The 24,086-nt window shown below is 67.8% G+C and carries 22 protein-coding genes; 9 read left to right on the forward strand and 13 right to left on the reverse strand.

What is annotated here, in order from left to right; genetic code table 11:
* Positions 1-86 precede the first annotated feature (86 nt).
* The 11 genes from addB to LLW23_RS00365 all read right to left on the reverse strand — a co-directional run bounded on the left by addB (position 87) and on the right by LLW23_RS00365 (position 13,632).
* On the reverse strand, positions 87-3,032 hold the full coding sequence (addB, locus tag LLW23_RS00315; protein ID WP_228946824.1) for a double-strand break repair protein AddB: 2,946 nt from the start codon (positions 3,030-3,032) through the stop codon (positions 87-89).
* Entirely contained in the window at positions 3,025-3,777 is a 753-nt protein-coding gene (locus LLW23_RS00320; protein WP_228946825.1) for a nucleotidyltransferase family protein, read from the reverse strand. Before LLW23_RS00320 ends, addB begins: the two co-directional genes overlap by 8 nt.
* Positions 3,774-4,745 carry an aminoglycoside phosphotransferase family protein gene (locus LLW23_RS00325; RefSeq protein ID WP_228948639.1) on the reverse strand — a complete coding sequence of 324 codons (972 nt, stop codon included), beginning with the start codon at positions 4,743-4,745 and terminating at the stop codon, positions 3,774-3,776. Before LLW23_RS00325 ends, LLW23_RS00320 begins: the two co-directional genes overlap by 4 nt.
* Positions 4,742-5,185, reverse strand: a complete 444-nt coding sequence (tsaE, locus tag LLW23_RS00330; RefSeq protein WP_408642054.1) for a tRNA (adenosine(37)-N6)-threonylcarbamoyltransferase complex ATPase subunit type 1 TsaE — start codon at positions 5,183-5,185, stop codon at positions 4,742-4,744. Before tsaE ends, LLW23_RS00325 begins: the two co-directional genes overlap by 4 nt.
* Positions 5,186-5,193: 8 nt before the next feature.
* Positions 5,194-7,536 (reverse strand): sensor histidine kinase, encoded by a 2,343-nt coding sequence (locus LLW23_RS00335; protein ID WP_408642000.1) that lies wholly within the window; start codon positions 7,534-7,536, stop codon positions 5,194-5,196.
* 63 nt (positions 7,537-7,599) lie between these two features.
* A complete protein-coding gene (mltG, locus tag LLW23_RS00340; protein ID WP_228946827.1) occupies positions 7,600-8,568 on the reverse strand; it encodes an endolytic transglycosylase MltG in 969 nt (322 codons plus the stop codon).
* Positions 8,569-8,585: 17 nt separating this feature from the next.
* Positions 8,586-9,842 carry a beta-ketoacyl-ACP synthase II gene (gene fabF, locus LLW23_RS00345; protein ID WP_228946828.1) on the reverse strand — a complete coding sequence of 419 codons (1,257 nt, stop codon included), beginning with the start codon at positions 9,840-9,842 and terminating at the stop codon, positions 8,586-8,588.
* 173 nt (positions 9,843-10,015) lie between these two features.
* Complete coding sequence (locus LLW23_RS00350) at positions 10,016-10,252, reverse strand: acyl carrier protein (RefSeq protein WP_228946829.1); 237 nt, start codon at positions 10,250-10,252, stop codon at positions 10,016-10,018.
* 85 nt (positions 10,253-10,337) lie between these two features.
* Entirely contained in the window at positions 10,338-11,078 is a 741-nt protein-coding gene (fabG, locus tag LLW23_RS00355; RefSeq protein WP_228946830.1) for a 3-oxoacyl-[acyl-carrier-protein] reductase, read from the reverse strand.
* Between the two features lie 43 nt (positions 11,079-11,121).
* Positions 11,122-12,057, reverse strand: coding sequence for an ACP S-malonyltransferase (fabD, locus tag LLW23_RS00360; RefSeq protein WP_228946831.1), 936 nt, complete (start codon positions 12,055-12,057; stop codon positions 11,122-11,124).
* Positions 12,058-12,138: 81 nt separating this feature from the next.
* Positions 12,139-13,632: a glycosyltransferase family 39 protein gene (locus LLW23_RS00365; protein WP_228946832.1), complete on the reverse strand. Its 1,494-nt coding sequence runs from the start codon at positions 13,630-13,632 to the stop codon at positions 12,139-12,141.
* Between the two features lie 195 nt (positions 13,633-13,827).
* On the opposite strand from LLW23_RS00365, the gene LLW23_RS00370 reads away from it, so the two are divergent.
* The 4 genes from LLW23_RS00370 (at position 13,828) to rplI (ending at position 15,543) form a co-directional block, all read left to right on the forward strand.
* Positions 13,828-14,208, forward strand: coding sequence for an RcnB family protein (locus tag LLW23_RS00370; protein ID WP_228946833.1), 381 nt, complete (start codon positions 13,828-13,830; stop codon positions 14,206-14,208).
* A gap of 142 nt (positions 14,209-14,350) precedes the next feature.
* The gene (gene rpsF, locus LLW23_RS00375; protein WP_228946834.1) at positions 14,351-14,719 is read left to right on the forward strand and encodes a 30S ribosomal protein S6; all 369 of its coding nucleotides are present in this window, start codon (positions 14,351-14,353) and stop codon (positions 14,717-14,719) included.
* Positions 14,719-14,943: a 30S ribosomal protein S18 gene (gene rpsR, locus LLW23_RS00380; protein ID WP_007403456.1), complete on the forward strand. Its 225-nt coding sequence runs from the start codon at positions 14,719-14,721 to the stop codon at positions 14,941-14,943. The genes rpsF and rpsR overlap by 1 nt, the downstream gene beginning before the upstream one ends.
* 12 nt (positions 14,944-14,955) lie before the next feature.
* A complete protein-coding gene (gene rplI / locus LLW23_RS00385) occupies positions 14,956-15,543 on the forward strand; it encodes a 50S ribosomal protein L9 (RefSeq protein WP_228946835.1) in 588 nt (195 codons plus the stop codon).
* Positions 15,544-15,823: 280 nt separating this feature from the next.
* Here rplI and LLW23_RS00390 read toward each other — a convergent pair whose 3' ends face one another.
* Together LLW23_RS00390 and mutL are read right to left on the reverse strand one after the other, a co-directional pair.
* A complete protein-coding gene (locus tag LLW23_RS00390) occupies positions 15,824-16,309 on the reverse strand; it encodes a hypothetical protein (RefSeq protein WP_228946836.1) in 486 nt (161 codons plus the stop codon).
* A 109-nt stretch (positions 16,310-16,418) separates the two neighbouring features.
* Complete coding sequence (gene mutL, locus LLW23_RS00395; protein ID WP_228948641.1) at positions 16,419-18,242, reverse strand: DNA mismatch repair endonuclease MutL; 1,824 nt, start codon at positions 18,240-18,242, stop codon at positions 16,419-16,421.
* A gap of 142 nt (positions 18,243-18,384) precedes the next feature.
* On the opposite strand from mutL, the gene LLW23_RS00400 reads away from it, so the two are divergent.
* The 5 genes from LLW23_RS00400 to rodA all read left to right on the forward strand — a co-directional run bounded on the left by LLW23_RS00400 (position 18,385) and on the right by rodA (position 24,047).
* Entirely contained in the window at positions 18,385-19,425 is a 1,041-nt protein-coding gene (locus LLW23_RS00400; RefSeq protein WP_228946837.1) for a rod shape-determining protein, read from the forward strand.
* A 74-nt stretch (positions 19,426-19,499) separates the two neighbouring features.
* Entirely contained in the window at positions 19,500-20,342 is an 843-nt protein-coding gene (gene mreC, locus LLW23_RS00405; RefSeq protein ID WP_333473784.1) for a rod shape-determining protein MreC, read from the forward strand.
* Entirely contained in the window at positions 20,339-20,848 is a 510-nt protein-coding gene (gene mreD / locus LLW23_RS00410; protein ID WP_228946839.1) for a rod shape-determining protein MreD, read from the forward strand. Before mreC ends, mreD begins: the two co-directional genes overlap by 4 nt.
* Entirely contained in the window at positions 20,845-22,938 is a 2,094-nt protein-coding gene (gene mrdA, locus LLW23_RS00415) for a penicillin-binding protein 2 (protein WP_228946840.1), read from the forward strand. The genes mreD and mrdA overlap by 4 nt, the downstream gene beginning before the upstream one ends.
* A complete protein-coding gene (gene rodA, locus LLW23_RS00420) occupies positions 22,935-24,047 on the forward strand; it encodes a rod shape-determining protein RodA (RefSeq protein WP_228946841.1) in 1,113 nt (370 codons plus the stop codon). Before mrdA ends, rodA begins: the two co-directional genes overlap by 4 nt.
* The last annotated feature ends 39 nt before the right edge of the window (positions 24,048-24,086 follow it).

A 24,086-nucleotide genomic window follows, 5' to 3' on the forward strand; every position in this document is an offset into this window, starting at 1 on the left:
TCGTCCCGAGCAACGTCGAGGGACATTGCCCCGAGACCACCGCCCGCGGCCATGCCTCGACTTCGCTCGGCACGAACGGACACAGCCTACTCACGCCCATACCATTCATCCCGCCGCATCAGCTGGTCATACTCGGCATACGGCGCATATTCGGGATTGAGCTTCGCAGTGAACGCATCGTCCCCGGTCAGCCACCGCGCCGCCGCCTCCGCGAACACCGCACGCGCCTGCCCGACGAACTCGCTGGTCAGGATCCGATCGTTCTTCCCCAGCGGATCGACCGGCGACGTGACATTCCCAAACGCATCGCGGTTCTTGGCCAGCGACCAATATTCAAAGCCCCCCGCCGTCCCCGAAATCCCAATGAACCCGCCCGCCTCGGCAATCGCGCCCAACAGCCCCAGCTGCATCGCAAACCCCGCCCGCACCGCCGAGGCCGACGGCGCCTTGCCGGTCTTGTAGTCGACGATCCCAAGCGTCCCATCCGCGAGTCGATCGATCCGGTCATACCGTCCCGAAAGGTTTACTCCGGCGATCTCCGCCCCACCCTTGCCCTCGGCATTAAGCACCACGCGGCCGTCGGCGATCTCTGCCGCCATCGTCTCGGCGATCCACTCGACCCCGGCCAGCAACCGCGGCTGCCATAGTGCGCGCAGCAGCGGGTGAGTCCCCGGATCCGCCAACATGGCCAGCGCGCGCGGCCGGAGCGCATCGACTCGGCAGTCATCATGCCGCGACCATTCTTCGAGGATGCGATGCACCTCGGTCCCGCGCCAGGCCGCGCTCGGATCGGCATCCACCGGATCGAGCGCCGCCAGCCGCAGGATGCGCTGTGCGTAGAACGCGAACGGATCCGCCTTCAGCCGATCGACTTGCGTCACCGATATCTCACGTGGTCGCAGCGCTGCCGACGGGCGCGGCGCAGGCCGCGCAGCCGGCTGCGGCGTGCCACCATTGTCGATCAGCCGCGCCCAACCCTGCAACTCGTCATCGCGCGCGCGATCGAACTCGTCCCCCGCCATCGCCGCCAGCCGCAGCCAAAGCCGCGACGGGATCGCCGGCGAGCGCGCATCGCGCCTTGCTCGCGTGATCAGCACCGCGGGCGCGCCAAGCCCTTGCCCGAAATCATGCGCCGCCACCCCGATGGCACGCTCCAGCCCCGGCAGCCCGAGCGCGGCTCGGATACGCGGCGCCAGCCACGGGTCGGGCGCCGGGCTCGCCGGCCACACGCCTTCGTTCAGCCCGCCCAGAATCATCAGATCGGCGGATTGCAGCCGCGCCTCGATCAATCCGTAGATCGCCAGCCGCGGATGCCCGCCCTGCAGCGGCCGGATCGCCACTTCGTCCATCAGCAGCCGCAACAGCGGCCCCAAATCGCGCGGCACGACGTCGCGTGGTCCCGCCGGCGCCTCCGCCTCCAGCTCGCCCAGCAAATCCGCCGCCGCGCGCCCCGCCGGCCCGCGCCACGCATCGTCCCCCGCGAGCGCACTGGCCGCATCGCGCAGCCCAGCGACCAGCACCGATAACGGTCGCACTCCGTCAACAAACACCGCCCGCAACGGATCGAGCAGATCGCGCATCTCACGCCACCACTCGCCCGCCTTCTCGCCGAGACTTGCCTCGATCCCATCGAGCCCCAGCCCCGGCCGCGGCCCGCGCAGCAGGCGGTCGAGCCGCCGCACCGCCTCCAGCCACCGGCCGCGCGCCTCCCCGGCGCGTACCAGCGGATGCTTCAGCAGCGTCAGCAGCGCGAGTGGCGCGAAATCCTCCGCCGCCGCCTCGACGATGGCGATCAGCAGCGTCCCCGGCGGCGTGATCGACAGCGGCCGCCCAGCCGTATCGTCGACCTCGATCCCCCAGCGCGCGCAATGCGCAGACACGCGCCGTGCCAGCGCGCGATCGGGCGTCACCAGCGCCGCCGTGCGATCCGGCACCTCGATCGCCTGCCGCAGCGCGATTGCGATCGCCTGCGCTTCCTCCGCCGGTGTCGCGAGCTCGGCGACGCGCACCCCGACCAGCTGGCGCTGCTGTGGCCGAAGCTCGGTCCAGCGCGCGGTGAAATCCGCCGGCGCCAGCGCCGTCGCGATCGCCCGCCCGCGCGCCGCCGACGCATCGTGATCGCTGCCGTCGGGCCAGATCGCCGCATCCTCGCGCGCCAGCCCCATCCGCGCCAGCAATTGCTTGAGGTGGAATTGCGGATGCACCTCGATCGATCGCGGCGTCCGCCCCGTCACTGGATCGGCGCTGTGCGGCCCCAGCGCATCCCATTCCGCGTCCGGCATCGCCCGATCGAGCCCCGCAAGCACGACCAGACCATTGGGCAACTCGGCCACCCGCGCCAGCATCGCCGCCACGGATGGGGCCGCATCGGTGATGCCCGCCGCACAGACGAACCCACCCGGCGGCGCGTCCCACCAGCGGTCGGCAAGCCGCCGCAACAACATGCTCCGCCGTGTCGCGACATCGATCCGCCCCAGCCGCGCCAGCTCGCCCGGCCAGCGATCGATCACCACCTGGAACAGCGCCACGGCCGACCGCCAATGCTCGGTCAGTTCGCCCAAATCCAGGTCCGCCAGCGCCCTCGATTCGACCTCCTCGACGATCAACTGGTCCAGCGTTCGCGCCAGCTCCCCCGCCAGCCGCACCGCCTCCGCCGCATCGAGCGTTGGCCGCGCCTCCTGCACCAGCCGCGCCAGGATCATCCGTCGTGCAAGCGGCGTTACGGCCGGCGGCGGCGGATCGGGTGCATCGGCCGGGTCGAGCGCCACGCCGATCGCCTCGCCCAGATCGTCAGCCCCGATCGCCACCAGCCGCGGCAGCACCAGCGCGCCGCCGCTTGCACGCACGAACGCGCTCGTCACCGCCAGCTTCGCGCGATTGTTCGGCAGCAGCACCAGCCCGCGCGCAAGCCCCAACGGTTCCCCGCCAAAGCGACGGATCAGCCCAGCGACGAGCGCATCGGCGAATGCTCGATGCGCCGGGATGGTGAAGAGCCCCAGACTCCTCGATCCAGCCCCGCGCCGCTCAGCCATCGATGCTCAGGGCCTCCGCGCGCGCCACAGCCGCCGGCGTGCCCACGTCGACCCACAATCCCTGATGCGCCAGGCCATAAGCGCGGCCTGCGGCAATCGCGCGCTCCCAGAATACCATCGTCGAGAACGGCCCCTCCGGCGCGTCGATGAGGATCGCCGGGTTCAGGATCTGCACCCCGATGTACACGAACGGCGCCAGCCGCCCGCGCTGCCGCCGCCCGGTGATCCGGCCATCCGCCGCGATATGGAAATCGCCCTGCCCGCCGTGGCAATGCGCGCGCGCCAGCGGCACCACCAGCAGCAACACGTCCATCAGCGCCGGATCCCACCGCGCCGCCAGCAGCGACAAGGCATCCACCGGCCCGTCGAGCCAGTAATTGTCGCTGTTGACCACGTAGATCGGGTCGTCGCCAAGCAACGCCTTCGCCTTGATCAGCCCCCCGCCCGTTTCGAGCAGCGCCCCGCGCTCGTCCGACACGACGATCTCAATCCCCTCGACCGAGGCGAGATGCGCCTCCAGCGTGTCGGCCAGATAATGGACGTTGACCACCGCACGCTTCACCCCCGCCGCGCGCAGATGATCGAACGTATGGTCGAGCAGCGTCTTGCCGCCGACCGGGATCAGCGGCTTGGGCCGCGTCGCCGTCAGCGGCCGCATTCGCTTGCCGAGCCCGGCGGCCATCACCATCGCCGTCGTCGGCACCGCAGCGGTCGGCACCGGCCGGATCGCACGCACCCGAGTCATCGCGCGCTCAGAACCAGCGGATCGCCGCGCAGTTCGGCGGGCACGTTGGCGTCGAACCATGCCGCGACCGGTGCCAGCACCGGCGCGGCCAGATCACGCTCCAGATAGCGCCACACCCGCGGGCACAGCGAGGGATAGCGCGGCTTGCCGTCACGCTGCCAAAGCCGCGTGAAGATCCCCAGGACCTTGGCGTTCCGCTGCGCGCCGAGCACATGATAAGCCCGCATGAATGCCGCGCCTTCGCCGGTAGCGCCGCGATATCGATCGAGCATCGCCTGCTCCAGCGCCGGATCGACATCGCGCCGCGCATCCTGCAGCAGCGAGACGAGATCATACGCCGGATGCCCCGCCAGCGCGTCTTGGAAGTCGAGCAGCCCAAGCGAACGATCGGCACCCACCAGCATCAGATTTTCAGCGTGGTAGTCGCGCAGCACCGTCACCGCCCGCTCCGCCTTGGCCTGCCCGAACACCGCGTCCCACGCCACGACATAGCCAGCCGCATCCACCGACAGCCCCAGCGCAGGGCAATACCATTCGACGAACAGCCCCGCCTCGCGCTGCAACTCAGCACGATCATAGGCCCGCCAGTCACCCGCCGGATGCGCGCGCAAAGCGATCAGCACGTCGACCGCATCGGCATACAGCGCCGGCGCCACGCTCGGATCGTCGTCGATCGCCTCGCGCATCCGGGCGTCGCCGAAATCCTCGATCAGCACGAGGCCCTGCGCGGCGTCGAGCGCATGGATCGCCGGCGCCGCAAAGCCTCGCTCCGCCAGCCACCGCGCGACCGAAACGAACGGCCCCGTGTCCTCGTGCGGCGGCGGTGCATCCATCAGGATTGCATGCCTTTCCCCGGCTATCACACGGAAATAGCGACGAAACGAGGCATCCCCCGCAAGCGGCAGCACCGCCGCCTCGCCCCATCCGTGCGCGACCAGGAAGGCGCGCGCGCCGGCGGGCGGAGTCATGTCAACGGCCATCGCCGCTCCCATGCCGCCGGCACCTGCCAAGTCAAGCGCCGCGCGCCGTCCGGTTCGGTCGCCAGCGTCAGTCGCAGCGCCTCGGGCCACGCCTGCGCCCCCGCCCGATCGGGCCATTCCACCACCAGAGCCGAATCATAAAGCGCCTCGTCGAGGCCCAGCTCACCAAGCTCCGCCACATCTTCGACGCGATACAGGTCGACATGCACCACCGGCAGCCGCACTTCGGGCGGCGCATAAGGCTGAACGATCGCAAAGCTCGGGCTCGGCGCCTCACCCACCAGTCCCAGTGCCGCCAGCAGCCCACGCGCGATGCTCGTCTTGCCAGCGCCGAGCGGCCCCTCCAGCGTGATCACGTCACCCACCCGCAGCACGGCGGCGAGCGCAGCCCCAACCGCCTCGGTCGCCGCCGGATCGGCCAGCCGCATGCCCTCAGTCATCGCCGTGGCACCTCCGCGGTCACCAGCGAACCCATGCCCAGCTCGCTCACCAGCGACACCGTGCCACCATGCGCCTCGACAAATTGCCGCGCGAGCGGCAGGCCCAGATCGAGCGCGCGTTCGCCGCGCCCTGTCGCCGATGGCTGCGCAAAGCGATCGAACGCCCGCGCCGCCGCCGCCGCGTCCATCCCCTCGCCATCGTCCGACACGACGATCCGCGCCCGCTGCGCATTGCCGTCGGTGTGGAGCAGCACGCGCCCGCCGCGCTGCGTCGCGCCGATCGCATGGCGCAGCAGATGCTCGATCACCTCGCGCAATCGCTGCGGATCCCCCGCCACCCGTCCCGTCGTCCGCGCGATCTCCACCGCCAGATCGATCCCGCGTTCGCCCGCCACTGGCCGCAGCGCATCGGCCGCCGCGCGCGCGGTCTGCGCCAGATCGACATCGGCGCGCGTCAGCGGCGCATCGGTCTCGCCCTGCGTCAGGTCGAGCACGTCATCGATCAGCAGCCCGAGTCGCCCGACCGAATCGAGGATCGCCTCGACATAAGTGTCTGCCTGCTTGGGCAGTTTGCCGGCATAGCCACCGTGCAGCATCTCCGCGAACCCGCTGATCGAGGTCAGCGGCGTGCGCAATTCGTAGCTCATGTTCGCGACGAATGCGGTCTTCATCTTGTCCGCCGCCTCCAGCGCCTCGGCGCGATCGCGCAGGGCCTGTTCGGCGCGGCGGCTGTCGGTGATGTCGAGCATCGTGAACAGCGCATTCCCGTCCGGCAGCGGCACCGCGGCGAATTCGAAATGCCGCCCGTCCGCCAGCGCCACCCGCCCGCCGCGCTGCTGCCGATCGGTGGTGGCCGATCGCACGAGGTCGGTCACCAGCTTGCCGCGATTCGGATTGCGCAGCTTGGGCGCGATCTTCTCCGCCACCGCATCGACGCGCGGATGCCCGCTGAGGAATTCCTCCTCCAGCTCCCACAATGCGCGAAAGCGGTTGTTCCACAATTGCAGCCGTCCGTCCGCGGCGAACACGCCCAGCGCCTCGAACAGATTGTCGAACGTCGCGGTGCGCACCCGCAGCAACGTGTCGCGCGCCGAGGCGAGCTGCACTTGCTCGGTGCGATCCTCGAAGATCAGTAGCAGGCTGCCGTCGGGCAGCAATTGCGGAACGACGCGGATGTAGACGCCGCCCGGCAGATGCCACGTCTCCTCGGTCGCTGCATCGGTGCGCACGAACCAGTCGCGCCGCTCCATCTTCCAACCGGGGAAATCGCGCACCTCGGGCAGCCGATTGGCCTCGCGCATCCGTTCGAGCACGCGATCGAATTCGGGCCGGTCGGACAGCCATTCACTGCGCATCGCAAACATCCGCCGGAACGGCTGGTTGCAGAACACGAGCGCGCGATCGCGACCGAATTGCGCGACGCCCGCTGACAGCCGGTCGAGCATCGCGCGCTGCGCCTCGGCGAACCGCTGCTCGCGCGCCTGCGCTTCCTCCAGTTCCTCGACGTCGATCGCGAACCCGGCGACGCCGCCGCCGGTAAGCGGCACGTCGTGCAATTGCATCGACCGTCGCGCGCCGCCGATCGTCGCCGGCAACACGCGGATCTCGGGCCGCCCCGAATCGCGCGCCGCCGCGGCGCCAGCGAGCGGGCCACCCTGCCCCGATCCCTCGATCAGCTCGAGCCCGCGTGCGACCACGTCCGCCGCATCCGCGCCTTCGACCGCGCGAACATAGGCCGTGTTCGCCATCGCCAGCCGCAGGTCCGGCCCGCGATACCACATCGGCAGCGGCGCTGCCTCGATCAGCCCGGTCAGCGCGTCGAAGGCGGCGCGCACCCGCCCTTCCTCCGTCGCCAGCCGCTCGACCTCGGCCTGCGCCTCGCTCGCGTCATGCACCCACAGCACCACGTCGCCGCTGCTCAGCCCCAACGCGGCGCGCTCGCCGCGCAGCGTCAGCATCCGCTTCGCATCGCGCGGGCGCACTTGCCGCACGAAGGGCCGGCCCGATCGCTGCACCGCGAGAATGTCGGCGATCACCGCGCGCGCGTCGGCCGGGTCGAGCCCGCCGCCAGCGCCGCTCAGCCCGTCGAGATCGGTGATCGGCTGCGCGAGCCCCAGCAGGTCGGCGACCCGCGGCGGCATCGCGACCCGCCGGTCGGCGCGGATCAGCACCGCCTGCATCGGCGCCCCCGCCAGCAGCGCCTCCGCCACCCGTCGTCCTTCGCGCTCGCGCGCCGCCTCGCCCATCGCGCGCAAGCCCCGGTGCAGCGCGACGCTCGCCGCCGCGATCAGCAGCAGCAGAATAGCGCCGGCGGCAATCAACAGGGGCGTGCTCAGCAAGGCGCGAAATATCCGGTGGACGTGCTCGCCGGTTCTACCCGCCCGGCCTGCGAATGAAACAGTTTACATCTCGCCGCGCTGGCGCCGGATCGCATACCATTTGCTCACATTGGCATTATGCTGGTCGAGCGTGTCGGCAAACACATGCCCGCCCGTCCCGTCCGCGACGAAATACAGGGCCGAGCTTTGTGCCGGATCGAGCACCGCATCGATCGAGGCCCGCCCGGGATTGGCGATCGGCCCGATCGGAAGCCCGGGGCTGGCATAGGTATTATAGCCATTCTTCGCCTGCAGTTCGGATCGCAGAATGCGCCGCCCCAGCGGTTTGCCCTTGGTAATCGGGTAGATCACCGTCGGGTCGGCCTGCAGCGGCATCCCGCGCTTCAGCCGATTGGTGTACACCGCCGCCACGGTCCGTCGTTCCGAAGGCTTGCCGGTTTCCTTCTCGACGATCGAGGCAAGCACGATCGCTTGCGCCGGCGTCGTCACCGCGATGCCCGGCTTGCGCTTCTTCCACGCCGCGGCGAGATAATCCGTCATCGCCTTTTGCATCCGCGCCACCACCGCCGCGCGCGTATCGCCCAACTGGTAGGCATAGCTGTCGGGCAGTACCGATCCCTCGCGCGGCACCTCGATCGTGCCAGTCAGCCCCTCGGCCCGCATCAGCGCCGCATGTACCAGCACCGACGGATATCCCTCGGGCACTGGCACCAGCCGCTGGCGCACCTTGCCGTCCTCAAGCAGCGTCAGGATGTCGGCCGCGCTTGCGCCCGCCGGAATCGCATATTCCCCGGCCTTGATCGGCCGGCCGCTGCCGAACACCCGCGCATAGCCGCGGAACCGCGTCGCCGAGCGGATCGCGCCTTGCGCCTCCAGCACGCTTGCCGCCCGCCCGAGGCTCGCGCCGTCGGGCACCACCACCGTCAGCGGCTTGGCCGCCGGCCCGGCACCCGACCAGTCACGCGATACCCAGAACAGCCCGGCGATGATCGCCAGGCCGATCAGCAGTCCCAGGCACCCAAGCTTGCGCATTCAGGATCCCCGGCGCGTCAAACCGGCCGCATCACCAGCGAGGCATTCGTCCCGCCGAAGCCGAAGCTGTTGTTCAGCACCGCGCGCACCGTCCGCTTCTTCGCCACGTGCGGCACCAGGTCGACACCTTCGGTTCCCTCGTCGGGATTGTCGAGGTTCAGCGTTGGCGGCACGATCTGATCGCGCAGCGCGAGAATGCAAAAGATCGCTTCCACCGCGCCCGCGCCACCCAGCAGATGGCCGATCGCCGATTTGGTCGAGCTCATCGATACGTTGCCGATCGCGTCGCCGAACAGCCGCTTGACTGCGGCCAGTTCGATCGTGTCGGCCATCGTCGAGGTGCCGTGCGCATTGATATAATCGATGTCCGCCGGCGTCATGCCCGCCTTCCGCAGCGCCATTTCCATCGAGCGATATGCCCCGGACCCGTCCGGATGCGGCGCCGTGACGTGATAGGCGTCGCCGGACAGGCCGTAGCCGACGACTTCCGCGTAAATCTTCGCGCCGCGCGCCTTCGCATGCTCATATTCCTCGAGCACGACAACACCGGCGCCCTCACCCATCACGAAGCCGTCGCGGTCCTTGTCGTATGGCCGGCTGGCCTGTTCGGGTCGGTCGTTGAAGCTGGTGTTCAGCGCCCGCGCCTGCGCGAACCCGGCGATGCCGATCGGGCACACGGTCGCTTCCGCGCCACCCGCCAGCATGATGTCGGCGTCGTCGTCGCGGATCATCCGCGCCGCGTCACCGATCGAATGTGCACCGGTCGAGCACGCCGTCACTACGGCATGGTTCGGCCCCATCAGCCCGAACTTGATGCTGACTTGACCCGAAATCAGGTTGATCAGCCGTCCGTGTACGAAGTGCGGCGACACCCGCCCGGGGCCCTTCGCCGCCAGCACAAGGCTCTCGCTCTCGATGCCCGGCAGGCCACCGATCCCCGAGCCGATCGAACACCCGGCGCGCAACCGTGTCGCCTCGTCCATTTCGGTCAGCCCGGCATCTTCCAGCGCCTGGCCGGCGGCGTCGATGCCATACACAATGAACGGATCGACCTGCCGTTGCACCTTGTGGTCGACCCGCTTGTTCGGATCGAAACCATAAGGGTGATCGGCAGGCTTCACTTCGCACGCGATGCGGCACTTCTGGTCCGATGCATCGAAGCGCGTGATCGGCCCGGCGCCCGATTTCGCGGCGATGATGTTGGCCCAGGCGGTCTCGACATCCGCGCCGAGCGGGGTGACGAGGCCGAGGCCGGTGACGACGACGCGGCGCATTGCGCTACTCCCTGAACAACCTCTTAGGGGGGAACAACCACTTAGGGGCAGATTGAAACAAATAATACGATCGCAAAAAGCGAAACGGCTTCCCGCCCTCTAGTCAGGGACGGGAAGCCGCTCAAATTCGGTCCCGGGCCGGCGCGCGGTGAAACCGCGCTGCCGCCCAGCGATCAGGCCTTGTGCTCGTCGATATAGGTGATCGCGTCGCGCACGGTCGTGATCTTTTCGGCGGCATCGTCTGGGATCTCGACGCCGAATTCCTCTTCGAATGCCATCACCAGCTCGACGATGTCGAGGCTGTCCGCACCCAGATCGTCGATGAAGCTGGCATCCTCGGTCACCTTGTCGGCTTCGACGCCGAGATGCTCGACGACGATCTTCTTCACGCGGTCAGCGGTCTCGCTCATAAACATGCCCTCTTTCGATCGGGGGGTTGGTAATCCTGAACGCAGGTAGAACGCGGTTCGTTTCGTGACAAGTCCGGTATGCGCCTCACACCATCGCCATGCCGCCGTTCACATGCAGCGTCTGCCCAGTGACATAGCCGGCCTCGCGCGATGCGAGATACACCACCGCCGCGCCGATATCCTCGCCGCTGCCCAGGTCACCCGCCGGAATGCGCGCCAGCAGCGCGGTCTTCTGCGCCACGGGCAACACGTCGGTCATTGCCGATCGGATGAAGCCCGGCGCGACGCAATTGACGGTGATGTTGCGGCTCGCGAGCTCCTGCGCCAGCGCCTTCGACATGCCGACCAGCCCGGCCTTCGACGCGGCATAGTTCGCCTGCCCCGGATTGCCCGTCTGCCCGACGACCGACGTGATCGAGATCACCCGGCCGAACCGCTGCTTCATCATCGGTCGCGCCGCCGCGCGCACCAGCCGGAACGCCGCCTCGAGATTGACGGTGATGACGTCCGACCATTCGTCGTCCTTCATCCGCATCGCCAGATTGTCGCGCGTGATCCCGGCATTGTTGACGAGGATGTCGAGCCGACCGCCCAGCGCGGCCACTGCTTCCGGAACGAGGCCGTCAACCGACTGCGGGTCCGACAAATCGGATGTCACTCCGATATGGTTTGCCCCCAAGGTCTCCCGAAACGCCTCCAGTTTCGCCGCGTTCGATCCCGACACCACCAGCCGTGCGCCGCGCGCCGCCAGCGCCTTCGCAATCGCCGATCCGATCCCACCGGAAGCCCCAGTCACCAACGCCGTCATGCCTGTGAGGTCGAACATTCTCGTCTCCGTTTAGGTCTTCGCGTCTCCACGCAACATCGAATTACAGGTGCTTCAGCAACTGCTCCACGTCATCCATCGACACGACGCTCACGGCATCGGCATCGGGGGAAATACGCTTCACCATCGGCCCCAGCACCTTGCACCCGAACTCGACATATCGATCCACACCAACCGCCGTCATTGCCAGCACCGACTCACGCCAGCGCACCATTTCAGTCACTTGCTCCACCAGCAGCCGCCGGATCGCATCCGGATCGCTCACCGGTTCGGCCGTGACATTGGCGTAGAGCGGCACCAGCGGCGCCGCGATCCGCGCCGTCGCCAGCGCCTCTTCCATCGCATCGGCGGCAGGCTGCATCAGCGGGCAATGGAACGGTGCCGACACCGGCAGCTTGATACCGCGTTTCGCGCCATGCTCCTTGGCCAACGCGATCGCCCGGTCGATGGCGCCGGTCGCGCCCGAGATCACCACCTGCGTCGGATCATTGTCGTTCGCGACGGTACAAACCTCGCCCTGCGCCGCCGCTGCGGCAATCGCCTGCGCCTTTTCGAGATCGGCACCCAGCAACGCCGCCATCGCGCCCCCCCCCACCGGCACCGCCGCCTGCATCGCCTGCCCGCGAAGTCTCAGCAGCCGCGCCGTCGTCGCGAGGTCAATGGCCCCCGCCGCACACAACGCAGTATATTCACCGAGGCTATGCCCGGCGACGAAGTCCGCCTTTTCTGCCAGCCGCACCCCACCCTCGCGCTCCAGCACGCGCAGCGTCGCGATGGCATTGGCCATGATCGCCGGCTGCGCATTCTCGGTCAGCAACAGCTCGTCGCGCGGGCCATCGGTCATCATGCGAAACAGATTCTGCCCGAGCGCCTCGTCGACCTCCTGGAACACTTCGCGCGCGACCGGGCTGGCGGCGGCGAGCATTTGCCCCATGCCGACACCCTGGCTGCCCTGCCCCGGAAAAATAAACGCTCGCACTTGCCACTCCTGAAACCGAAGAGGCGCGCGGTAGGCGCGTCGGGGCGGCAGGGTCAACCGGCGGCGTTTGCTTGATCGGTCTTACCCGGGCGGCGTGCGGACCAGCACCATGGCCGGGCTCGGCGCGAACATTCGCCGCGCGATCGGCGCCGGCACCAGCGGCTCCAGGCCCACTGCCCGCAAGATGCCACCCAGTCGAGTCGGCGGCGACAGATAGCGTGCCACTACCTCCCCTCGCGGCGCAGCATCAGCCGCGGCAACCACCAGCCCGCCCGGCGCTGCTGGCTCTGCGCGCAGATTACGCTGCCCGATAAACGCCATCGGCAGGTCCGCGCGACGCACGTCGCTCGCCTCGCCCGCCACCGTCTCGCCGGGATGCGCCTGCGCGGCGGCGACCAGCGCCTCCATCGCCCAGCGCGGGTGCGCGTTGCCGACGCTCATCAACAGCAGGTTGCTGCCCACCACCACCGTCAGAATCGCCGCGCGCAGCCGCCAGTTCAGGTGATCGAGCCACACCGCCAGCACCACCACCGCCGCGAGCGCCGCCGCCATGAAATAGCGCGGATTGAGCACCAGCTTCGAATACAGCCCCGACACCAGCACGAAGCTCGCCACCGCCATCCACGCCAGCAACGTCAGCGGGCCACGCCGTACCGCCCCCACCATCTGCCACGCCCCGCCAGCAACCGCCGCGCCTGCGAGCCAGAACAGCAAGCCGAAATCGTCGTTGATCAACAGCACCAGCACCGGATCGATCGGCGGCCACAGCAGGAAATTGCCCTCGCGGTTGGCGGCGCGATCGATATGCTCGTCGTGGTTGAACGCGATCGTGTAGCGGCGCAGCGGATCGCCGGTCAGCGCATATTGAAACAGCGCTTCGCCCAACAGCACCGCCGCCGCGCCGAAAGCGCAGGCCAGCAGCACCCGCCGCGAGAATGGCCGCCCCAGCAAGAACAACGGCCCCAGCGCGGCGAGCGCCAGCACGCTCGTCTCGCGGCACAGGATCGCCACCCCGAACAGCGCGCCGCCCAGCGCCGCTGACAGCAGCCCGCCGCGATCGTCGTCCGCCCGCCCGAGGAGCAACGCCCCCGCCAGCAGCGCCGCCGCCTCGGTCAGGTCCACGCTCACCGTGGTCGAATGGCTGACGACCACCGGCAGCGTCGCCGTCAGCAGCGCTGCGATCCACCCGGCCCGCGGGCTGGCGACGCTCGCCGCGAAGCGCCCCGTCACGACCACCAGCACGACGTAGAACAGCACCGCCGTCACGCCGAACGCGGTGTAGTTCTGCCCGACGGTCGCCAGCACGCCCGCAAAAGTCAGTGTCAGAGGGAAGCGCGTCGACCAGTGATCGCTGCCGGCGAACGGCGGATCGGTCAGCCACCGCAACGCCCCGGCATGATAAAGCGAGTCGTCCGACGCGATGAAGCCGACCCACCCCAGATACAGCGCCGCCACCATCGCCGCGGTGACGATCGCCAACCATCGCCCCTGCCGCACCGCCCGCTCGCCGGTGTCGGGCACTTGCTGGCGGATCGTCTTGCCCTGCCGCAGCCCGGGATGATGCATCGTCGTCATGCCGCGCGGAATACCAGCGCCGGATGTAGAAATGCTTGCTTCCTGAACGCTGGTTCATGCCCACCCGGGCTTTGCGACAATTCGCGACCAATTGAGCCTGTTGATGCCACCTGCGGGATACATCCGGGGCCCAGATAGGTTCTCGACGCCGCGGTTTACCGGCGCCGCAGATTAAGAGTTCAAAAGGAGCGCACCATGTTTAAGAAACTGATCCAGGCGACGATCGCAGCCTCGATGGCCGCCACGCCGATGATCGCCGCCAGCGCAGAAGCGCAGTCGCAGCGTCGCGAAGTCACCACCACGGTGCAGCAGCGCCCGAACGGCACCGTCGTCCGCAAGACCACCGTCAATCGCCAGGTCGTCAACCGCAACAACAACAACCGCGGATGGCGCAAGGGTCAGCGGTTCGATCGTCGCCAGGCCACCAACTATCGCGTCGTCGATTATCGCCAGTTCCGTCAGCGCCGCCTGTACGCCCCGGCACGCGGGCAGCAGTGGGTCCGTTCGGGCAATGATGCGATCCTGATCGGTGGAAACAACCAGATCCTGAACATCATCGCCAACGCACTGCGCTAAGACTTGCATTTCCGGGGCTGGCGCGTATGGCAGCCCCCAGCACGGGCGGGGAGCATCGTCTCCCCGCCTTTTGCTGTTTGCACGACAGCCGGAGGGGCATGGCATGGGGCCATGTCAGCGATCGGCCAAGGAAGGAAAGTACATGGCTCTTTACGAGCACGTGTTCCTTGCGCGCCAGGATTTGGCACAGGCGCAAGTGGATGCGATGGCAGAAGCCGTCACCAAGATCGTGACCGATCACCAGGGCAAGGTCATTAAGACCGAGAGTTGGGGCCTGCGTAGCATGGCCTATCGCGTCTCGAAGAACCGCAAGGCACATTACGTCATGCTCGAATTCGACGCTCCCGGTAACACCGTTGCCGAGATCGAGCGCCAGCATTCGATCAGCGAAGACGTGATCCGCTACATGACCGTCAAGGTCGACGAGCATGAAGCCGGCCCGTCGGTGATGATGCGCAAGCAAGAGCGGGATCGCGAGCGCGGTCGTCGTCGCGAAGAGGAGAACGCATAATGGCCCGTCCCTTCTTCCGCCGCCGCAAGAGCTGCCCCTTCTCGGCTAAGGACGCTCCCCGGATCGATTACAAGGACGTACGTCTGCTGCAGGGCTTCGTGTCCGAGCGTGGCAAGATCGTCCCTTCGCGCATCACCTCGGTAAGCGCAAAGAAGCAGCGCGAGCTCGCCCAGGCGATCAAGCGCGCGCGTCACCTGGGGCTGCTGCCCTACGTCGTTAAGTAAGGAGAAAAGCAGATGGACGTCATCCTGCTTGAGCGCGTCGATAAACTCGGCGGCATTGGCGACGTAGTTAAGGTGAAGGACGGGTTCGCCCGCAACTTCCTGCTGCCGAACAAGAAGGCGATGCGCGCCAACGAGGCGAACCGTCGCGTGTTCGAATCGAACCGCGCGCGGATCGAGGCCGACAACGCAAACCGTCGCGCCGAAGCCGAGACGGAGGCCAAGACCTTCAAGGACGCTTCGGTCACGATCATCCGCCAGGCCTCGAACGCTGGTCAGCTGTACGGCTCGGTCGCGGTTCGCGATCTGGTCGATGCGCTGAACGAGGCGGGCCACAAGGTGCCCAAATCGGCGATCGTGCTCGATCGTCCGCTGAAGGCGATCGGCCTGTACGAGGTGAAGGTCTCGCTGCATCCGGAAGTGCCGGTGATGGTCCGCGTGAACATCGCCCGCTCGCCGGAAGAGGCCGAGATGCAGGCGCAGGGCGTCGATGTCATGGCGCAGGTCTTCGAAGAAGGCCGTGACCAGGGCGGCTTCCTCGAGGCTTTCGACCCTAACGCAGAGCCCGGCGCCACCGCCGAGGTTCAGGACGAGCCAGCGTAGGGCTGACCGCCTTTCCGCTTAACGCCAAACGAAAGGCCCGCCCCGAGCTTGCTTGGGGCGGGCCTTTTGCTGTCCTGATAAGCGACCGGCATACACCGGTCGGAAGCGCGACGTCAGGGGACGGCGACGCATGCCCCCACGACCGCCGCCAAGGGGATCAAAGCAAATACGAGCGGGAGGATCTGTTTCATTTCCGAGGTACCTAGATGAAGCTGCCCGGCCTAAATGCGCGCACTCGATAAAGGTTGCTCAAAGGTGAACGAAGTTCTGGGCGACCCTTTTAAACCCGGCATTTCCGCGCAACTTGGAGACCGCGGAGAAACCCGCGTCGTGCGATTCCGGCATCGATCGCCAGGTTCATCCGCCGCTCAGCCGCACTCGCGCCGCTCACCTCGCGAATGATGCCGCGGAACGGCATGAGCGAATTGATCACTGCGGCACCGCCCAGCTTGGCGATATTACGCTTGTTCGTCGTCGGAGAGGTCGAGAAATCCGGGCCAATCTCTGCCGTCAGTGCAGCAATCGACGATGCGATCTGCGCGCAGTTGGCAGCACCCACCGGCGTGTAGGGGGCTTCGCTTGTCTTGACGAGCAGTGGCGGAATTTCCTTTTTCGTGATCCCGACGTCACGGGCTGGTTGCGTGACGATCTCCTCGGTCGATTGCGCCATAGCGCCAGCCGGTAAAATGAGCGCAAAGGCACCTAACATCGCAATAGGTGCAGCCCCGAAGCCGCGAGTGACATTGTCTAAAGATTTAACGGTCATGCTGTTTCACCTTGCTTACGGGCCGTAGCCTCTAAATTCCTGATGTCGGCGAACGTCTCTGCCGCATCGGCGTTGCGAGCTCAAAGTAGAAGCTTCAACCCCACTACGCTCACCTTCTGCCGAACAGCTTCTCCACATCGCTCAGCGCCAGCTTCACCCACGTCGGCCGCCCATGATTGCACTGGCCCGAGCGCGGCGTCGCTTCCATTTCGCGTAGCAGCGCGTTCATCTCGGCAACCGACAGCACCCGTCCAGCCCGCACCGATCCGTGGCACGCCATCGTCCCTGCCACTGCGTCCAGCCGTTCGCGCAAGCTCAGCGCCTCGTCGAACGCCGCCAGCTCGTCCGCGAGATCGCGCACCAACCCCGACGGATCACCGTCCCCCAGCAGTGCCGGCGTCGCGCGCACCAGCATTGCGCGCGGGCCGAAGCGCTCCAGTTCCAGCCCAAGCTCCGCCAATTCCTCGTGCCGCGCGTCGAGCCGGTCGCACGCCGGCTCCTCCATCTCAACGACTTCGGGGATCAGCAGCGCCTGTGCCGCCACCCGCCCGCCCGCCAGCGCCGCGCGCATCCGTTCGAGCACGAGCCGCTCGTGCGCCGCATGCTGATCGACGATGACGAGGCCGTCCTCCGCCTCGGCGACGATATAAGTCTTAGCTACCTGCCCCCGCGCCACCCCGAGCGGATGGGCGCCGGTCTCAGGCGGCGGCGCCCAGGCTGGCTCGCCGCGTGCCTGTGGCGGCGGAGCGAAAAAGGTCGGGCGGCGGTCGTGGAAGGCGTGGTGAACACCCCCTACACCCCCGTCCGTCACCCCAGCGAAAGCTGGGGTCTCGTTCAACGACCGATTCGCCGGCGGGAAACCGCGCCAACTATCGCCATGCAGACGGTCAACAGCCGGTTCGGCGGTGAACATCGCCAACGCCTCCGCCGGCGCTCGATGCGCCACGCGGTGCCCCGCCGCATCGAGCGCGCGCCGCAACCCCGAGACGATCAGCCCCCGGACCAGCGCCGGGTCGCGGAAGCGCACCTCGGTTTTCGCCGGATGCACGTTCACGTCCACCTGATCGCTCGGCACGTCGAGGAACAGCGCCACCACCGCGTGGCGATCGCGCGGCATCATCTCGGCATAGGCGCCGCGGATCGCGCCGATCAGCAGCCGGTCCTTCACCGGCCGCCCGTTCACGAACAGATATTGATGGTCCGCGACCCCGCGGTGGAACGTCGGCAGCCCTGCCACGCCGCCAAGCACGAACCCCTCCCGTTCGAGGTCGATCGCGACCGAATTATCCTTCAGCGCACGATCGGTCAGCGCGGCCACCCGCGCCGGCCGGTCCTCCGCCTGCAACGCCGCCAGCACGCGCCGCCCGTCATGCTCCATCGTGAACACAATCTCGGGCCGCGCCATCGCCAGCCGCCGCACCACGTCGAGGCAGGCAGCATATTCACTCCGCCCCGATCGCAGGAACTTGCGCCGCGCCGGCACCCGCTCGAACAGCGCCTCGACCAGCACGCGCGTTCCCGGCGGCAGCGCGGCCGGCCCGTCGCCGACGATGGCGCCATTGTCGATCACGCGCGACCAGCCGTCCGCCCCGCGCACCCGGCTTTCCAGCGTCAGCCGTGCGACGCTCGCGATCGACGGCAGCGCCTCGCCGCGAAAGCCCATCGTCGCCACGTGATCTATATCATCAGTCGGCAGCTTCGAGGTCGCGTGCCGCTCCAGCGCCAGTGCCATGTCGGTCGGCGCCATTCCGCAGCCATCATCGATTACTTCTATCCGGCCGATCCCGCCGTCGTTCAGCCGGATCGTGATCCGTTCGGCACCCGCGTCGATCGCATTCTCGACCAGTTCCTTCAACGCGCTGGCTGGTCTTTCGACCACTTCACCGGCAGCGATCCGGTTGACGAGATGTTCGGGCAGGCGGCGTATTGACACGATCACGGCCCTAGCCCACTCGACGCCATCCCGCGACCCCGAGATAGCAGCAACTAGCGCCAAAGAAGCGACTTGCGGCCGTGGCCGCGGGATGGTTTGGCGCAGCCAGCGCAGTCGACTCGGGTACGGAATCTTGGTGAACATGGCCTTTTCGCGTTTCTTCAAGTTCATGTCGCACGACATGGCGATCGACCTCGGGACGGCGAACACGCTGGTCTATCTGCGCGGTCGCGGCATCGTCCTCAACGAGCCGTCGGTCGTCGCGGTCGAGACGATCAACGGCGTCCGCCGCGTGAAGGCGGTCGGTGAAGACGCCAAGCTCATGATGGGCAAGACGCCCGGCTCGATCGAGGCGATCCGACCGTTGCGCGATGGCGTCATCGCCGACATCGACGTCGCCGAGGAGATGATCAAGCACTTCATCCGTAAGGTCCACGGACAGCGCAAGTTCATGCGCTGGCCCGAGATCGTGATCTGCGTGCCGTCGGGCTCGACCAAGGTGGAGCGCCGCGCGATTCGCGACGCCGCCTCGAACGCCGGCGCCAGCCAGGTCTGGCTGATCGAGGAGCCGATGGCGGCCGCGATCGGCGCCGACATGCCAGTCACCGAGCCGATCGGCAGCATGGTCGTCGACATCGGTGGCGGCACCACCGAGGTCGCGGTTCTGTCGCTGCGCGGCCTCGCCTACACCACCAGCGTGCGCACCGGCGGCGACAAGATGGACGAGGCGATCGTCAGCTACGTTCGCCGCAACCACAATTTGCTGATCGGTGAAGCGACGGCCGAGCGGATCAAGCAGGAAGTCGGCATCGCCAAGCCACCGGCCGACGGCATCGGCCTCACGATTTTCATCAAGGGCCGCGATCTCGTCAACGGCGTGCCCAAGGAGATCCAGATCAACCAGGGCCAGATCGCCGAGGCGCTCTCCGAGCCGGTCGCGACGATCGTCGAAGGCGTGCGCGTCGCGCTCGAGAATACCGCGCCCGAGCTTGCCGCCGACATCGTCGATCAGGGCATCGTGCTCACTGGCGGCGGCGCGCTGCTCAAGGGCCTCGACGAAGTGCTGCGCGACGAGACCGGGCTGCCGGTGACCGTCGCCGATGATCCGCTGACCTGCGTCGCGCTAGGCACCGGACGCGCGCTTGAGGATCCACTGTACCGCGGCGTGCTGCAGAGCGGCTGATCGAGGAATAGAATATGGCGCCGCCGCGGGATCGGCGCCCGGGGTTTTCGCGACGGGCGCAATATTCGCTCTTTTTGAGCTATATCCTGGCCATCGCGGGCGCGGTGATCGGTGTGGTGCTACTTGTCCTGTCGCAATTCAATCCGCCCGCCTTCGCCGCATTCCGCTCTGCCACCACCGAGCTCACATCCCCATTTTCGTCCGGCGCATCGGCGGTGCTGCGTGGTCTTGCGGCAGTCCCGCAAACCGTCTCGACCTATTTTCGCGTCCACGGCGAGAATGCGGAGCTTCGCGACGAACGCGCACGGACGCGCGCAGCGCTGCTCCAGGCGCAGGTCATCGTGCGGGACAATCGCCGGCTCCGCGGGCTGTTGAAGTTGCGCGATGTGACGCCTGATGTGGTGACGACCGCGCGCATCGTCAGCTCGAGCGGATCGAGCACGCGCCGCTTTGGCGTCCTCAACGCGGGCCGTTGGCAGGGCGTGCGACCCGGCATGCCGGTGCGCGGCCCGGACGGCCTCATCGGGCGCGTGATCGAGACCGGCCCTAACAGTGCCCGCGTCCTGCTCGCGATCGATCCGCAAAGCGTGATCCCGGTCAGGCGCATCCATGATGGCCTCCCCGCGCTTGCCGCCGGACGCGGTGACGGCTTGCTCGACATTCGCTCCGTCGGCACGGCGAACGCACGGCTGCGTCCCGGCGACCGCTTCGTCACCTCGGGCACGGGCGGCATCTTCACCCCCGGCGTGCTCGTCGCGCGGGTCACCGGGTCGGGCAGCGACAGTGCCCCCGCGGAACCGTTCGGCCACCCCGACACGTTCGATTTCGCGATCGTCAGCGCCCCCTTCCTGCCCCCGCCGCCGCCTGCGCCTCCCCCGGCCGCCCCCGCCACGCCCCCGCCGGCTCCCCAGCCATGATCCCTCCGCGTAAGCCATTCCAGACGCCGCTGCCCCCGGCCCGAGCACGCGCACTGCCCTGGCTGACGGTGATGGCCGGGTCGCTCATCACGATCGTGCCCGTCGCCGCGACACTGCCGCTGATGCCGCCATTCGGGCTGTTGATGCTGCTCGCGTGGCGGCTGCTCGCCCCGCTCGCGCTGCGCCCCTGGGCGCCTGCGCTGCTGGGCCTGTTCGACGATTGCCTCAGCGGGCAACCGCTCGGCAGCGCGATGCTGCTGTGGACGCTCGCCGCCTTCCTCGTCGACCTGTTCGATCAGCGCACGCTCTTCCGCTCGTTCACGGAGGATTGGCTGATCGCCGCCGGCGCGATTGCGTTCTGCCTGATTGCCGGCCGCTTGCTCGCCAGTCCGCTGGGCGCGCATGTCGATCTCGTGCTAGTGCCTCAGATTATCGTGACTATCCTCCTGTTTCCGTTCGCCGCGTGGGTCATTGCGTGGGTCGATCGTCGGCGCGCCGTCGAATGATCCGCCCGACACGCATCGCGACCGAGGCGCAGCAGGGATACACTTTCTCGCGCCGTGCGTGGCTGCTAGGCGCCGCGCAGCTTGGTGTCGGCGGCGTGCTCGTCGGGCGCATGGCGTGGCTCTCGATCGCCGAGAACGAGCGCTACAACCTCCTGAGCGAGAGCAACCGCGTCAACATGACGCTGATCCCGCCGCGCCGCGGCTGGCTCGTCGACCGTCACGGCCACCCGATCGCCGACAATCGCACCGACTTTCGCGTCGACCTGATCCCCGATCGCATCGTCGACGAGGAAAGGACGCTCGCTGCGCTGCGTCAGCTGCTCGCGCTGACCGACGAGGATCTCCTGCGCATCCGCGCCGATCTGAAGCGCGCTGCCGGGTTTCAGCCGGTGAAGGTCGCCGAGAACGTCGGCTGGGAACGCTTCGCCGCCGTCCAGGTACGCCAGCCCGAGCTCCCAGGCGTCGCTCCGACCCGCGGCTTCGCGCGCAACTATCCCGCCGGCGCTGCAGTCGCCCATCTGACCGGCTATGTCGGTGGCGCCACAGCCGAACAATTTGACGTGAAGCGCGATCCGCTGCTCCTCACGCCCGGCTTCAAACTCGGCAAGGATGGGCTTGAAAAGACGCTGGAAACCGAGCTGCGCGGCAGCCCCGGCGCGAAACGCGTCGAGGTCACTGCGCGCGGCAAGCTCGTCGCCGAGCTCGCCACCCGCCCCGATCAGCCCGGCGCCACCCAGCGGCTGACGATCGACGCTGGGCTCCAGGAGTATGCCGCGCGCCGGCTCGGCACCAACTCGGGCTCGGCTGTCGTCTTCGACTGCGATACCGGCGAGATGCTCTGCATGGTCTCGATGCCGGCCTATGATCCCAACAGCTTTTCGGATGGGATCAGCCATCTCGAATGGAAGATGCTGTCGGCCGACGATCACGTGCCGCTGATGAACAAGGTCACGCAGGGCCTTTATCCCCCCGGCTCCACCGTGAAGCCAATGAATGGCCTTGCGCTGCTGGAGGCTGGGGTCGATCCGGACGCGCGCGTCTTCTGCGGCGGCGCGATGCGCGTGGGCAGCGGCACGTTCCACTGCCACAAGCGTCGCGGTCACGGGTCGCTCGATCTGCGCAGCGCCATCGCGCTCAGTTGCGACATCTATTTCTACGAAATGGTCCGTCGCCTCGGCTACGATCGCGTCGCCCCGGTCGCACGCGCCGTCGGCCTCGGCGAGAAATATGATTTGCCCTTCTCCACCCAGCGCTACGGCACCGTGCCCGACAGCGCGTGGAAGCAGCGCAAGTACAACACCAAGTGGACCGTCGCGGATTCGCTCAACGCCTCGATCGGTCAGGGCTATGTCCTCGCCAACCCGCTCCAGCTCGCGGTGATGGCGATGCGGATCGGCTCGGGTAGAATGCTCAAGCCGAGCCTGCTGGCCGATCGGATCGATCGCAACGCACCCCCACTGCCGTTCAGTGCCGAGAACCTCCAGATCGTGCGCGAGGGCATGTGGAAAGTCGTTAACGGCGGCGGCACCGGCGGCGCCTCGCGCCTCGCTATTCCCGGCGTCGAGCTCGCCGCCAAGACGGGCACCGCTCAGGTCCGCCGCATCACCATGGCGGAACGCCGCTCGGGCGTGCTCGGCAATGCGCAATTGCCGTTCAAGCTACGCGATCACGCGCTGTTCGTCTGCTTCGCTCCGGCGGACAAGCCACGCTATGCTGCCGCGATCGTGCTCGAACATAACGGCCACACCGTCCGCAACCTCGATACCCCGCTGATCGGCCGCGACATCATGACGTACCTGTTCGACAAGCCCCGCGCGATGAAGTCGCTCGAGGAGGTCGAGCCCAGTTGGGGCGGCGACATCCGCACGCGCATGGCCGCGCAGGAAGCCGCCTTCCGCGCTGCCGCCACCGCCCCGCCCCCTGCGCAAGCCGCCGCCACCGAAACCGACGCCCCCGCGCCGACCAGCGCTCCCGCCGTCGAACGGGCCACCGACGCCTCGAACGCGACGCAGGAGGCGACCGTCAGCGACATCGCCAACGGTGCTGGCCCGGCGAGCGTCGGCACCACCGAGCCGCCTTTCCCGCAATGAGCCGCCCCTCGATCGTCCCCGCCCCACTCGCGCAGCTGCCCTGGCGGATGCTGCTGCTGGTGATCGCCATCGCCGGGTTCGGCGTCGTCGTCCTGTACTCCGCCGCGGGCGGCAACCTGCGCCCCTGGGCCTTGTCGCAGGGCATTCGCTTCTGCGTCCTCTTGGTGGGCGCGTTGGCACTATCGCGCGTGCCCCAGGAGGTGTGGCGACAGTTCGCGCTGCCCGCCTATGTCGTCATCCTCGTGCTGTTGATCGCGGTCGAGCTGCTCGGCGCGGTGCGCGGCGGCGCGCAACGGTGGCTCGATCTCGGCTTCATCCGGCTTCAGCCGTCCGAGCTGATGAAGCCGATGATCGTCCTCGCCTGCGCCCGCTTCTACGACATGCTGCCGCCCAACGAGACGCGGCGCTTCGGCGCGATCTGGCCGGCCGCGCTCCTGATCGGCTTGCCGGCGGGGCTGGTGATGCTCCAGCCCGATCTCGGCACCGCGCTGATGATCACCGCGGGCGGCATCACCGTGATGTTCCTGGCGGGGATTCCGCTGCGGCTCTTCGTCGGCGGCGCGCTGGCCCTTGCGATCGCGACGCCGCTCGCGGTCAATTTCCTGCTCCACGATTATCAGCGCAACCGCGTGCTGATCTTCATGGATCCCGAAAGCGATCCGCTCGGCACCGGCTACCATATCAGCCAGTCGAAGATCGCGATCGGCTCCGGCGGCATGACCGGCAAGGGGTTCCTCAACGGCACCCAGAGCCACCTCGATTATTTGCCCGAGGGCCACACCGATTTCGTCTTCGCCACCATGGCGGAGGAATGGGGCTTGCTCGGCGGCATCTTCATCATCGGCGCCTATCTCATGGTGATCCGTTGGGGGATCGACGTCGGCATGCGCGCGCGCACCCGCTTCGCCAAGCTCAGCGCCGCCGGGCTCGCGACGACGATCTTCTTCTACCTCGCGATCAACCTGATGATGGTGATGGGCCTCGCCCCCGTGGTTGGCATTCCACTCCCGCTCGTCAGCTTCGGCGGCTCGGCGCAGATGACCGTGTTCCTGTGCCTGGGCATCCTGATGTCGATCGACCGCAACAATCGCGGCGAGCAAAGATGGTGACCTGACGAAAAAGTGTTTGCATCCCGCGCCCACGATGCT

Source organism: Sphingomonas radiodurans, assembly GCF_020866845.1.
In the GTDB taxonomy this organism is placed as follows: Bacteria; Pseudomonadota; Alphaproteobacteria; order Sphingomonadales; family Sphingomonadaceae; genus Sphingomonas; species Sphingomonas radiodurans.